The 12,800-nt window shown below is 51.9% G+C and carries 9 protein-coding genes and 2 tRNA genes; 6 read left to right on the top strand and 5 right to left on the bottom strand.

Annotated elements, in window-relative coordinates; all coding sequences use genetic code 11:
- The first annotated feature begins 187 nt into the window (after positions 1–187).
- Complete coding sequence (locus tag ACGHAD_RS09730) at positions 188–3,193, top strand: EAL domain-containing protein (RefSeq protein WP_339615054.1); 3,006 nt, start codon at positions 188–190, stop codon at positions 3,191–3,193.
- 18 nt (positions 3,194–3,211) lie between these two features.
- On the opposite strand, the gene murI is transcribed toward ACGHAD_RS09730, so the two are convergent.
- Both murI and ACGHAD_RS09720 read right to left on the bottom strand, forming a co-directional pair.
- Positions 3,212–4,048: a glutamate racemase gene (murI, locus tag ACGHAD_RS09725; protein ID WP_382415364.1), complete on the bottom strand. Its 837-nt coding sequence runs from the start codon at positions 4,046–4,048 to the stop codon at positions 3,212–3,214.
- Positions 4,041–4,511, bottom strand: a complete 471-nt coding sequence (locus tag ACGHAD_RS09720) for a tetratricopeptide repeat protein (RefSeq protein WP_339615056.1) — start codon at positions 4,509–4,511, stop codon at positions 4,041–4,043. Before ACGHAD_RS09720 ends, murI begins: the two co-directional genes overlap by 8 nt.
- 303 nt (positions 4,512–4,814) lie before the next feature.
- On the opposite strand from ACGHAD_RS09720, the gene rmuC reads away from it, so the two are divergent.
- Both rmuC and ACGHAD_RS09710 read left to right on the top strand, forming a co-directional pair.
- Positions 4,815–6,323 carry a DNA recombination protein RmuC gene (gene rmuC / locus ACGHAD_RS09715; protein WP_382415366.1) on the top strand — a complete coding sequence of 503 codons (1,509 nt, stop codon included), beginning with the start codon at positions 4,815–4,817 and terminating at the stop codon, positions 6,321–6,323.
- A complete protein-coding gene (locus ACGHAD_RS09710; protein ID WP_382415368.1) occupies positions 6,316–6,783 on the top strand; it encodes a DUF2489 domain-containing protein in 468 nt (155 codons plus the stop codon). Before rmuC ends, ACGHAD_RS09710 begins: the two co-directional genes overlap by 8 nt.
- A gap of 27 nt (positions 6,784–6,810) precedes the next feature.
- On the opposite strand, the gene trmA is transcribed toward ACGHAD_RS09710, so the two are convergent.
- From trmA to ACGHAD_RS09695, 3 genes are all read right to left on the bottom strand, one after another.
- Positions 6,811–7,902 carry a tRNA (uridine(54)-C5)-methyltransferase TrmA gene (gene trmA / locus ACGHAD_RS09705; protein WP_382415370.1) on the bottom strand — a complete coding sequence of 364 codons (1,092 nt, stop codon included), beginning with the start codon at positions 7,900–7,902 and terminating at the stop codon, positions 6,811–6,813.
- Between the two features lie 24 nt (positions 7,903–7,926).
- Positions 7,927–8,652, bottom strand: coding sequence for a hypothetical protein (locus ACGHAD_RS09700; protein WP_339615060.1), 726 nt, complete (start codon positions 8,650–8,652; stop codon positions 7,927–7,929).
- A gap of 176 nt (positions 8,653–8,828) precedes the next feature.
- Positions 8,829–10,358, bottom strand: a complete 1,530-nt coding sequence (locus ACGHAD_RS09695) for a nitrogen regulation protein NR(II) (protein ID WP_382415372.1) — start codon at positions 10,356–10,358, stop codon at positions 8,829–8,831.
- 304 nt (positions 10,359–10,662) lie between these two features.
- On the opposite strand from ACGHAD_RS09695, the gene ACGHAD_RS09690 reads away from it, so the two are divergent.
- The 3 genes from ACGHAD_RS09690 (at position 10,663) to ACGHAD_RS09680 (ending at position 12,799) form a co-directional block, all read left to right on the top strand.
- Positions 10,663–10,738: transfer RNA gene (locus ACGHAD_RS09690), tRNA-Val, on the top strand.
- 30 nt (positions 10,739–10,768) lie between these two features.
- Positions 10,769–10,845, top strand: a tRNA-Asp gene (locus ACGHAD_RS09685).
- A 601-nt stretch (positions 10,846–11,446) separates the two neighbouring features.
- Entirely contained in the window at positions 11,447–12,799 is a 1,353-nt protein-coding gene (locus ACGHAD_RS09680; protein WP_382415374.1) for a hypothetical protein, read from the top strand.
- The last annotated feature ends 1 nt before the right edge of the window (position 12,800 follow it).

The following is a 12,800-nucleotide window of genomic DNA, read 5'->3' as shown; positions in this document are numbered from 1 at the left end:
TGAGCTGGGGCAGGCTGGTGGGCTGCAGCAGTTTACGTTGTCCCCTGCAGGACCATCAAGCGCTATGGTACAGGGCATTCGCAATTGCTATTAATCGTGTAAAATGATTTATCTGACACCGGTGGCCCGCGTTACGGGTGCCGCCATCACCAGCTTGATGGTTTGTATCGCTTTGTAAGGGGGCCTATTGAAACCTGTTATCCGCTCATTAAACGCGAAGCTTTTGCTGATAGTGATTGGCTTCGTCGTACTCAGCGGCATTATAGGTGCAATTCGTGTCGGGTTTGGCGAAACTCAGCGGATTCAGGCGCTGTATGATAATCGCTTGCAGGCACTTTCTACCCGCTACAATAGCTATCTTGAAAACGAACTCGACAGCCGTTTGCAGGCGCTGCAATCGGCCCGCCAGGTGTTGCTGGAGGATCTTACCCAGCTGCCACAACGCTCACTTAATATCGCCGAACATCGCGATGCCGACGGAGCTTATCGGCTTTACTCCGAGCACTCTGCCGTATTTGTTCATCAAGACACGCCAGTGACTGAGCAATTGAACCGGCAAATTGCCGCCAGCGGCCGCAGTTGGGATTATATTGCCCCGGTGTTATCCCACGCGTTTAGCGGATTGTATTTTATCAGTACTCAGCGGATGTCACGGGTGTGGCCCAGCACTATTGCGCGCGCCCACAAGCCTGACCACGACGTTACCCACGAAGTATTTTTTCAGTCCGCCGCGCCGGCAAATAACCCCGAGCGCGAGGCGCGCTGGACCCCTATCTATTTTGACAATTACAGTAATGTCTGGATGACGTCGCTGGTGCTTCCTGTTTACATTAATGACACTTTTATCGGTGTGGTTGGTGGCGATATTAATGTGACTTATCTGCTTGATAAACTCGATGATTTGGATGCCGACGGCAATCAGATACAGGCGTTTATCTTTAACCGCCAAGGCGAGCTAATTTTGCACAGCGAATCATCGCCCCACAAAACCTCTGGCGATGATATTTACCCCACATTAAGTGCGACCAGTAGCCAGGTCGACGATTTATCTGATTATATGCACGATGTTGCCAGTGGTGAGTTGGCGTTAGGAACCATTTATCGCGAACCGGCCGCCGAGGGTAAATTAAACATTGTGGCCAATCGCCTGACGCAAATGGATTGGATGATCAGTTTTTATTATCCCCAGTCTGTGATTGCCGATGCCTTTCGAGAGTCGATGATGGCGGTTTATGTCAACATTCTCATGTTGGCCGTGTTCTTATTTGTGGTGCTGTTTTTTAGTATACGCCGCATCGTGATTTATCGTATTCAAGCGCTGGCCGACGCCACCGAAAAAATTGATAGGGATCGCTGGTATTTAAGTGTGCCCGAGATTGGCCAAGACGAAATTGGCCGTTTGGGAAAAAGCATTAACAATATGCTCGATCAGATCCGCCATTTGGTGCGGGGTCTCGATGATAAAATTGTTCTGCTGGATAAAGCCGGTGCCGAATCGCGCAAACTTATGAGCGCTATTGAAAACAGCGTCAGTTTAGTCGCAATTTTAAATAAGCAGTGGCAGCTGGATTACGCCAACACCCAGTATTGGCAAGTTACGGGCTTTAACTTAGACGAGCACTGTGAAGGCTATCAAGCGCTGTTGTTACCCCAGAAAAACTCGCAGCAGATCACGATAGAAGGCATTAAGGCTGAAATACTCTCTGGTAAACCGCGTCTTGAAGGTGAGGATACCGGTCAGTGGCAAGCGGAGTATCTCGCCGTGACCGGGCGCGGTGAACGTTTTTGGATTATGCAAACGATCACGGCGATTATGGGACAGGATCAAGAGCCGGAGTTTTATGTCTGTGTTGGTCAAGATATTTCTGATCTAAAAGAAAAACAACAGGAAGTCGAGAAGCTGGCCTATTACGACCATTTAACCGGGCTGGCCAACCGAACAGAGTTTAAACGCCTGCTGGGCCGCGCCCTGCAGCATGGGCAGCGCGCCAGCAGTAAAGTGGCGTTGTTTTATCTTGATCTCGATCATTTTAAGCGCATTAATGATACGTTTGGCCACGAGGCGGGCGATCAACTATTGACCGAGGTGGCGCGTCGTTTAAAAAGCGAGCTGCGCGATGACGATGTGGTGGCAAGGCTCGGCGGTGATGAGTTTGCCGTGTTGCTTGATCAGGTCGAAAGCCCGCAATATGCCTACGTGGTTGCCAATAAAATAATCACTGCCTTAAACCGCCCCATGGAGTTACAGGGCAAAGAAGTCGTGGCCGGGGTTAGTATTGGTATTACCATGGCGCCGGACGACAGCAGCCATATCGACACTTTAATGAAGAACGCCGATTTGGCTATGTATCAGGCCAAAGATAAAGGCCGCAATGCATTTCAGTTTTATACCTCGGATATGAATTTGGCGGTAGAGCAACGCTTAACCGTAGAGCGTGAATTGCGCGTCGCGTTAAAAAATGGCCAGTTCGAACTGTACTATCAGCCGGTGATTGATCTGACGACGGGTAAAATGGTAGCCGCCGAAGCCTTGGTGCGCTGGAATCATCCGACTCGTGGTTTGGTGTTGCCTGGTGAATTTATTCCCGCTGCGGAGGATTCGGGCTTGATCGTCCCGCTGGGTAAATGGGTGCTAAAAACCGCCTGTTATCAAGCGCGGCTTATTCAGAAATCTATGCACCGTAAGTTTAGTGTTTCCGTTAACTTGTCGGCGCGACAGTTAAACGATCCGAGCTTTTTAACTAACCTTGATCGGGTGTTGGAAGTGACCTCTTTACCGCCTGAGAGCTTGGTGCTAGAGGTGACCGAAAGCACGCTGATGGAAGACTCGGAGAATGTGATACCGCGGTTAGAAAAGTTGCGACTTAAAGGTTGTTCACTGGCAATTGATGATTTCGGCACGGGCTATTCGTCGCTAAGTTATTTAAAACGATTGCCGATTAACAGTCTTAAAGTAGACCGCAGCTTTGTCAAAGATTTACCGGACGATGAAGAGGATCGGGCGATCACCTCACTGATTGTCGCGATGGCCAACTCGCTGCACTACAAAGTTGTGGTTGAAGGGGTCGAGACCGACCAGCAACACCGCTTTTTATCTGATTGCGGTTGTCACTTTGGCCAGGGGTTTCTCTACAGTCGGCCATTACCGGCCGACCATTTAATGGCAATGCTGTTTGATGATGTGGCGCCTTAACGGTTGTTTGCTATGGGGCTAGCGCAAAATCCGGCTCTCGCTAAAACCAAAAGCTGGCAGCGCTGCGCTCAGCTCTGCAATTTCCGGGGCCGTTTTGGTAAACCAGGCGTAGGTCGGCAGCTTGGGGTCGAGACCTATCGGCTCAATGCGTTCAGTCCAGTACTCGATTCGGCGCGCAATAGCGCTACCTGAGTCGATCAGGCGTATGTGCTCGCCCAAAACTTGCTGAATTTCGGCGGCTAACAAAGGAAAGTGAGTGCAAGCAAGCACCAAGGTGTCCAGTCGATCTGGCGTGGGGTTTGTTTTGCTGGCGGTTAATAGCGGCGCTAGGATCGCGAGTAACTCCTGTGAATCTACCGGTCGTTGCCGCAGCTTACGCTCTGCGAGTTCAACCAATGCCGACGAGCCGACACAGACCGTTTGACAGTCGTGGGCAAACTCTTGGATCAAGCGTTTGGTGTAACTGCGTTTGACGGTTCCGGGGGTCGCCAGCAACCCGATATAACGGTTTTTACTGATCTCGGCGGCAGGTTTAATGGCAGGCACAACACCCACCACCGGGCGAGTAAAATGTCGGCGCAGGCGCGGCAATGCTAAGGTGCTGGCGGTGTTACAAGCGACGACGTAGATATCTACATCCTGCACTTGCGCAGCAAACGCCTCTAGTACCTGGCAGGCGCGCTCAATAACTTGATTGGCAGGCTTGTTACCGTAAGGGAAGCCGCCATTGTCTGACAAATAACTAAAACGGCAGTGGGGAAGCTGTTGGCGCGCGGCCTGTAAAATACTTAAACCGCCAACGCCTGAGTCGAAAATAACGATATGGGGTGCGGCTGGTAAGGCGGTCTCACTCATGTGGTAACAGATCTTCGATGGCCTTGCGGTAGCGCGGTGGTTCGGACTCAAATAGAGTCTCCCCCTGGCTTTGATAGGCGTGAAATAAGCATTTGCGAGCTTCGGCGTGGCGGCCCAGCTCCCACAAACATTGGCCAAGCCGCAATTGTACAAACGGGCTTTGCTCGGCAGTGGGGCAGCATAGCGCAGATTGCAGCGACTCAGCCCCGGGCTCGTATTGCTTCAAACGGAAGTACCCGTCACCTATGGCAGTTAGTACCCATCCGGCTTCCGCGTATTGTGTTTGAGGTTTGGGGATTATCAACCATGCTTGGTAGAATGAGCGCAGCGCGAGACGATACTCACCGCTATCGTACAAGCGGTAGCCGTCGGCGCATAGGCGTCGTACCTGTCGGCTTAAACCGCTGTTTGGCGACGGATCCACCGGGGGGGCGTCACTTGTGTCGTCTGGTGAACGGCTCATGTATGAATAGCTTACCTGCGTTCTGGCGCTTGGCCTGTAATGTATTAGGTTGTTTAGGTTGCCGCTAAAGCTTAGCAAACTGGCGGCGGTCAATAGGATAACTCGCTCACCATAATCGTTTTTATTCAGCACGTTGGCTTAGCCGTCGTCGGGCGATCAAATGTTAACCGGGGCTAGGGTTGGCGGCTTTTGCTAGTATAGCGATAATCCCCCGCTGAGGTGAAGTAGTCGGCCGCTATGACGGTGCAGCGTCATAGCTTAATTTTTAATGGGTATTCTACACGTGAGCAATGCAACTTAACTATGTCTGAAATTTTGGCAAGCTCCCACATTCTATTGCCCGTACTCGTGGCCGCATTATCTATTTGCGTCACGTTACTGGTTGTTTATGGCTGGCGAATGCGTCCTTTGCAGCGGCAAGTGGCAGCGCTAAATGAGCAAAATTTGCAGCTAAATCATAGGTTCGCTTTGGCTGAAAGCGATTGGCGCCACCAGGTTGCTGAACGTGACCGTGAACTCGAGGGTTGCGCGCAGCAATTGCAGCAGCTGCAACGGCGTAGCCAATCGGTAGAGCAGACTCGAGATCAGGCGCAAGATCTTGCGGCGCGCCTGCAGGAGCGGCTTAGCCACTTTGAGCAGCTGGATGAGCGGGTTTTACAGCAAGAGGCGCGTATTATTGAGCTGAGCCAGCAGCGCACAGAATTGCAAACCCAGTTGACCAGTGAGCGCGAGTCACTGGCGGAACAATCGCGCTTTTTAGAACGTGCGAAAACAGAGCTTAAACAAGAGTTTGAACTGACGGCAAACAAGCTGTTTGAGCGTAAAAGCGAGCAGTTTAGTGTCGCTAATCAAGGTATGCTAGAGGGGACGTTAAGCCCGTTTAAGATTCAGCTGCAAGAATTTCGTAAAAAAGTCGAAGATGTTTACGAAAAAGAAAACGCAGAGCGCAGTCGGCTCTCGGGGCAGATTATCGAGCTGCAGCGCCAAGCGCATAAAATTGGTGAAGACGCGGTTAATTTGGCGCAGGCGCTAAAAGGCAATAATAAAGCTCAGGGCGGTTGGGGCGAGATTGTGTTGGAGCGATTGCTTGAGCAGTCGGGCCTACAAAAGGGGCGGGAATACGATACCCAAGTGAACTTTTCGGCGGGTGATGGCAGCCGCCGAATGCCCGATGTTGTGGTGCACCTGCCGGAAGGGAAAGACATTATTATTGATGCAAAAGTCTCGTTAATGGACTATGAACGCTACTGTAATGCTGAGGAAGAAACGCAGAGACAACAGTACCTGCAGCGACATATTCAGTCGTTACGTGCCCACATCAAAGGGTTGAGCGCTAAAGATTACGAGCGCCTGCCGGGTATTAAAGCGCTGGATTTTGTGTTTATTTTTATTCCCGTTGAGGCGGCGTTTATGCTGGCCATGCAATATGACAGCAATTTATACAAAGAGGCGTACGACCAGAACATAATTCTCGCCAGCCCGTCGACCTTGCTTGCTATTTTGCGTACGGTCGATAACGTATGGCGCTATGAGAAACAGAATAAAAATGCGGAGCGAATTGCCTCTGAGGCAGGCGCCTTGCACGATCATTTTGTGCGTTTATTGGAGGCGCTTGAGGCCGTTGGCTCGCAATTGGCGAAAACTCAGGATGCTTACCAAACCGCTCACAAACGTTTGGCCTCTGGCCGCGGAAACCTCGTTAAGCGAGTCGATAATATCCGCAAGCTGGGCGCTAAAACCAAAAAGTCTATTGATGCTCCTCTGTTGGAGCAGGCCGTAGATGACGATCAATTTGAGGATGATGATGACTGATACAACGGTTTGGTTAATGCTTGTTATAGGTGTTTTAATTGTCGCGATACTGGCGCTTGTGGCCGCTTACTATTTGTGGCAGTTGTACCGTTTACGACAGGCTCAGAAACTGCAGCTAAAGAAGGTTGAGGCGGAGTCGAGAGCGCAGCGCGAGCGCATTAATACCAGCATTCAAGTGATTGCCAGCTCGGTTGGACGCGAGGACTTGACCCTGACGGAGGCGAGTATCCGTATATCGGTGCTGCTGGATTCGCTGTCGGTAGACGATACTGTGCGAGACGAGTACTCCGCGTTTTACCAGTTGCGCGACGCAACCGCCCATATACCGATTTTAGAACAGTGGAAAAAGCTCCCTGTGGCCGAGCGGCGCAAGCTCGACAAAGAGCGATTAAAGCACGAGCACACCTACAGTGCGTTTGTGTTAGCCGCGGCCGAGCGCATTCGCGGCAAAACATTTTAACCCCAAAGTCTGTCTTGTAAGCGGCGGCTAAACGCGCCGCTTAAGAATGGCCCCGCACTCAATGTGATGGGTAAAAGGGAATTGGTCGAACAATGCAAACGCTTCGACTTGGTGTGTGGCGGCGATAACCTTAAGGTCCCGGTGCAGCGTTTCGGGGTTGCAGGACACGTAAACGATGGTGTCGTAGCGTTGGGTGATGGCGGTGGTGTGCGGATCAAGCCCCGCTCGCGGCGGATCGACAAAAATAGTGGTGAAGTTAAAGCTGTCTAAGTCGATGTCTTTTAAGCGACGAAACTCTCGGACTTTATCCAGTGCCTGCGAAAACTCCTCGCTAGACATTCGGGCAATATCGATATTGTTAACGCCGTTTAACTGCATGTTATAGCGCGCCGAATGGACCGACGATTTTGCCAGCTCAGTGGCCATTACTCGTTCAAAGTTGGCGGCTAAAGGCAGGGTGAAGTTGCCGTTGCCACAGTACAGCTCGACTAAATCGCCACCGCATTGGCGGGTGTTAGCGACGGCCCAGGCGAGCATTTTCTCGCACACTTGAGCGTTGGGCTGGGTAAAGCTACTCTCGATTTGTTGGTAGCGATATTCTCGGCCGTCTACCTGTAAAGACTCAGTGACAAAGTCTTGCCCCAGTACTCGCTTTTGTTTGCGGCTGCGGCCAATCATCGATACGCCAAGCCGTTCACGTATAATCTCGGCTTTATCTTGCCAAACGTCATCGAGTTTTTTGTGATAGATCAAGGTGACAAGCGCCTCGCCTGACAGGGTCGTTAAAAACTCTACCTGAAAAAGCTTTCGGCGGATTGTCTCGCAGGCGTTAATTTCTGTTAGTAGTGCCGGCATTAATCGGTTAATGCTCTCGTGCCCCTGAGGAAAGTCATCGATCCGGTAAGGCGTTTTGTATTCACCCTGACGATACATCGCGTAAAACGATTCATCACCTTCGTGCCAAATTTTAAACTCAGCACGCATACGAAATCCGGTGGGGGACGACGTATAAACTTCGGGCGTGGGGATTTCGCTATCGGCAAATAACGTATCGATGCGCTGCGTTTTTTCTTGTAGTTGTTGACGGTAGGCGTCGGGGGTAAAGCGTTGTTCGGTCATGCGGGCTCTCAAGCAGCCCGAGCGCTATGAGCGCTCGGGTAATTCGGATGTCGAGGCCTCACAGGTGCCCCATTCACATTCATACAGGCCGACTGGCTCCGTGCCACAATATACAGCGTAGCGCTCGTTGGGCCAGTTGTTGTCTAGCGTGATTATACGCGATTGCGTCGTGCATTGTGCTTTTGCTGACTCGGCTAGCGTGATATAGCTGCGGCCGGGTTTAGGCCAGCGTGCCCAGCGTGTCAGAATATCGGCCACCCCGGTTTCAAGTTCTGTAAGTGACTGAGCCTGCTCGCTTAAAGCCATTCTTGTGGGCAGGTCGGACAACGAGCTATAAGTTTCGGTCTCGATTCGCGTCAGCTCTCGTTGGCAGACATTTTTTTGCCCGTTAGGGCTGCGCCCTGCCAAATTGAGTTGTTCGCCCGCCTCGACGGATAAATCGTGCACTCGTGCAATAGCTGCAAGCGAGTAGGGCATAGCATCAATGGTGACGTGATTAACACGGCTATCGTTAAGAAGGCGTTCGGCATCGGTTAGTAGCTCTTGATTGGCAAACTGCCAAGATTCGCGGGCCGCTTCGGCATAAGAGCCGCTGGGCCCGCCCAGTGCGCTACAGTGGTTCATTATGGTCATGTCGGCGACCGCAGCCGCTTCGACGTCCAGCGCTAACTGGTTGATTTGCGCGGCCGAGGGCGGTGGCGGAGCGCTCGTTTGGCAGGCGCTAAGTCCTAACATGAATGCCAATGGCACGGTTAAAGCCTTTGGCCACGAGAGATAGCGTTGCGTTGGTGCCCTAAGAAATTTCGTCATAGCCATAAACTCTCTTTTTAAGTGATCTCGTGAATAAGGGGTAGTGTGGCGTGATTGATCATTTTTTAATACGGCTCAGCACGAGCTTGAGCGTGCGCCAGATGCTCACCTCGATGTTAATGCAGGTTATTGGGTAGGTGCTTATCGACGTTGGCTTCACGCTGAGGGCCCGCTTTAGGCAGCTTAATGGTAAAGCGTGTACCTCCTCCTAAAGTGGACTCAACATCAATTGTGCCTCCGTGATGCTCGGTGACAATAAAGTAGGATACCGAAAGACCTAACCCCGTGCCTTGGCCAATTTCCTTAGTTGTGAAAAACGGCTCAAAAATATGTCGCGCGACTTCATCGGCCATGCCCGCTCCGTTGTCTTCGACGTGCACCGTTGCGTACTTTTCGCACTGGCTCACTGTGATGCGAATCAAGGGCGCGTTGCTATTAGCTTCGGCTAATGCTTGGGCTGCATTGCGCACAAGGTTGAGGAGTACCTGTTGAATTTCAGCCGCGCTGCCGTAAATTTGCTCCAGGGATGGATCGATATTCAGCTCAATGGCGGGCAAGCTAGCGCGCTCGGCGGCCAGCAGCTCGACCCCGTGGCGAACCACGTGCCCCAAATCAAAAGGGCGCTGGGTTTGTGAGCTGGTTCGGGAAAAGTCCAGCATATTGGTCACAATGTCTGCCGAGCGCTCGCCGGCATCGCGAATGTCCTCTAAAAATTGTGAGATGCGCCGCTCATCCAGGTAACTGGTTAACTGCGAGAGCGTCATGCCGTGTCGCTCAGCGGCCTGCTGATTGGCCGCAAGAGTGGGGGAGATACGACGATAGATGTTTTGTACACCGTGTAAAATAGTACTTAACGGGTTGTTAATTTCGTGGGCCATTCCCGCCGCCAGCTCGCCCAGCGATAACATCTTTTCATTCTGAATCATCATATTTTCGACGCGCACACGCAGGGTGACGTCATCGATGCGAATCACAGCGCCAATGGCTTGTGCGGCTATCAGCGGGTAAATCGTCAAGTCGCTGTAGTGCAGCTCACCCCCATAGCTTTCTTGGATGTTTTGACTAAGGTAAGGTGCCCCGGCCTCGATAGTTTCGCCAATGATATCGCCATCGACCGGTAAGGTTGGGTAAACATCCCGCAGGTGTTCACCCAACGCCGAGGCGGAGTTAATACCGGTTTTTTCTTCGGCGGCGGCATTCCAGTGGGTGACAAAACCTCGGTGGGTAACGCCAATAATGACGGAGGGCATCGAGTTGATAATGCTGTGCAGATATTCTTGGGTTTCGCGCAGTAAAAGCTCGGTGGCCTCGTGTCGACCGATCTCTTGATAGAGCTGGTCATTGGTTAGATGCAGCGATTCGGTGCGATCGCGCACTTTGGCTTCTAACTCTTTTTGCGATTGCGACAGCGCGTGGCGAGCATGCTTGTTGTTTAAGCGGCTGCGCTGTAGGCCGATAATCAGTGCCGACTGCAGCCCCAGTAAGACGACGATAATGATTAATAGCCAATTTTTTTCCGACAGTGAGGTGGCGGCCAGGACTTCGCTGTGCCAGCCAAGCCCTACAGCTAATAGGCTCCCGAATAGAGCCTGCCGATGCGGGGTTATCGCAAGGATACATGGGGCATGGTTGGTGGCGGGTCTCATGGTGGCTTGAGTTCTCGCAGAGTGAGTGTGCCCGAAAGTCTAGCACCAACCGTCGCGCCAACCCAGAGCGCAAGACAACGAACCCTCGGCGAGAAAACGAGAAGGTTGGTTCAGTTATCGAGCGGGACATTAAATGGGTGAGCTTGGTTTGCGGGTGTCGGGCCCAGGAGGGCTGTTTAAGGCTCAGCCAAAGTGACCAAAAATCGTAAAAAACGTATGCAATATAATCACTTAGAAAAGAATCTTTAAAAAGAGTTTGACACCTTTCACGGATCGAGTAGAATGCGCAGCTTCTGAACGACGCGGGTGGTTAGCTCAGCTGGGAGAGCATCGCCCTTACAAGGCGAGGGTCACAGGTTCGATCCCTGTACCACCCACCATTAATGCGTTCGAACCGGGTTAGTTTTTGCGGACCGGTAGTTCAGTTGGTTAGAATGCCGGCCTGTCACGCCGGAGGTCGCGGGTTCGAGTCCCGTCCGGTCCGCCACTATATTAAAAGGCCCCTCACTTGTGAGGGGCCTTTTTAATTGCCCGCTAATAACCCCTCTGTGCTGATAGCTTCCTGCACCCAGCCTCATATCTTGCTTTCGCCGTGTCGCTAAGCGGCGCTTGATCTATCCCTGTTTGCCACACCGTGTTGAAATTTTTAATCGCTCAGCAAAAGTCATCATCTATTTGTCATAAAACTGTGGGAATCTGATTGTAGCTGAACGATCTGCTCAGCGAATGGTCATTAGATAACAGCATTATTGCTGTGACATAACGGAAAAAGAGGTAATTGATATGCAAGACTATTTAGAGGAGCTGCTGGAGCAGCCAATCGACGACTGTGATGAAGACTTTGGCGAGGACTACTTCGAGGTCTAACGTGGACAATCCGAGCGCAGGCTCGGCAATTGTCCGCAGGCCCGGGTAGGGCACAAAACCTGAACCAACTCTCACATTTTTCCTTCCATTGCGTAATACTCCCCGTTTTTGCTGATTTCTCGCGCTACTCCCCCTATACTTTTGGTAATAGATGCATTAGGTGATAATACCTAACGCCATATAAAAATTGTAATATAAATATTATTTTGCAGGGGCCGATAATGGGTAGCAAGAGCGACACTCAGCTCGAAGCCGTGATTGTGTTTGCCGACGGTCGAATCGACCGGCAACTGCAATACCCTGAATTTGAAGCCGTTATGGATGGTTTCGTGCCGATGCAGGATTTCGCTGGCTGCCGCGCTCAGGCCGTCTATGTGCGAATCAACGCTAAATTGCAAATCACCACCTGCGTATTCTTCTATGTCAACTTTGACCCACGGGGCATGATTGCCAAGCGCTGGAATGTGCCTTTGCAGCAGTTGGCCGAGGCTGCCAGTCGCGGACCCGATTTGGGGGCGGGCCCCATTGCCTTGGCGTGCTACAGCCAATGCCCGGTGGAGTGGCAAAAGAACAACTTGTGGGACCCGCTGATGGAGCCCGGTCGCAATAGCTTTGTGTTAATGAAAAAAGCGGTTGCCACTAATGTACTCGGGTTGATATTTCCGGAGGTTGAGCCAGAGCCAGATGAGCCCGCGGGTAACCATATGGCCTCGGAACTGGCGGCGTCTGAGTTAAAAGCAGCGTTGGAGCGCGAGTACGCTCAGGCCATGCGAACTCGTTTAGCGCACACATTAAAAGAACAGCGGTTGCATATTAATACGGTGCGCAGCCGTATGAAATTAAAACTGGACGAGCTAAAGCGTGATCATCAGGAGCGCATTGGTGAGTATCAGCAAGCGTTAGAGGTGCAAGCTCAGCAGTTGACGGGCCTGCAGGACGAGTATCAAGCGTTGCAGCAGCAGTTTGCGATGCAAGAGAGCAAGCTGGGCGGTCTGCGCGAGTATTACGAGCACAAATTAAACGCCGCGCGCTCCGATGAGAACACCCAGTTGCGCGAGCTAGAGCAGGAGTTTGACGGGCGAATTGCAGCTGCGCGGAACGAGGCGCAAGAGGCCCTGCAAGAGCGCTTGGATATGCGCGAGATGGAGCTTTTTTATCGCCAACAGCAAGAGGCGGCGGTACGCGAGGAGCTTGAACTGTTGCGTGCCGATCATGAGCAATTATTAGAGCAGGGCGCCACGCAAATATTAACGCCACTGCAAAAGGCTGGGATCAGCTTTGTGGTGTTTGCTCCGGGTGTGGGGCAAACGACTTTGCCGGCTGCCAGCGTGGCCGATTACATGGCCAACCCAGAGGCCTACTTTGCCGAGTTATGTGGTTTGAGCGATCAGCACTATCGGTTGTGGCTGGATCACTCTCACTCACCATACTGCACGGCCATTAATGCTGAGGGTGAAGAGTGCGGTGTTGGTGTAAACCGTGTTACCCAGCCAACCGACTTTCACGATGGCGAGTCAAATCGCTGCGCCGAACATCGCTCTATTCGTTCGACGTTTGCTCTGCAGCGAGGTTGAG

It is taken from the genome of Gilvimarinus japonicus (assembly GCF_042847215.1).
Lineage (GTDB): Bacteria > Pseudomonadota > Gammaproteobacteria > Pseudomonadales > Cellvibrionaceae > Gilvimarinus > Gilvimarinus japonicus.
The sequence above is the reverse complement of the archived record's forward strand: the minus strand, read 5'-3'. Positions and strand labels throughout refer to the sequence as shown.

Bases quoted from the DNA above. Each gene is read 5' to 3' on its own strand.
- murI (WP_382415364.1), bottom strand. From the start codon at position 4,048: ATGAGTGAGACCGCCTTACCAGCCGCACCCCATATCGTTATTTTCGAC.
- ACGHAD_RS09720 (WP_339615056.1), bottom strand. From the start codon at position 4,511: ATGAGCCGTTCACCAGACGACACAAGTGACGCCCCCCCGGTGGATCCG.
- rmuC (WP_382415366.1), top strand. From the start codon at position 4,815: ATGTCTGAAATTTTGGCAAGCTCCCACATTCTATTGCCCGTACTCGTG.
- ACGHAD_RS09710 (WP_382415368.1), top strand. From the start codon at position 6,316: ATGACTGATACAACGGTTTGGTTAATGCTTGTTATAGGTGTTTTAATT.
- trmA (WP_382415370.1), bottom strand. From the start codon at position 7,902: ATGACCGAACAACGCTTTACCCCCGACGCCTACCGTCAACAACTACAA.
- ACGHAD_RS09695 (WP_382415372.1), bottom strand. From the start codon at position 10,358: ATGAGACCCGCCACCAACCATGCCCCATGTATCCTTGCGATAACCCCG.
- ACGHAD_RS09680 (WP_382415374.1), top strand. From the start codon at position 11,447: ATGGGTAGCAAGAGCGACACTCAGCTCGAAGCCGTGATTGTGTTTGCC.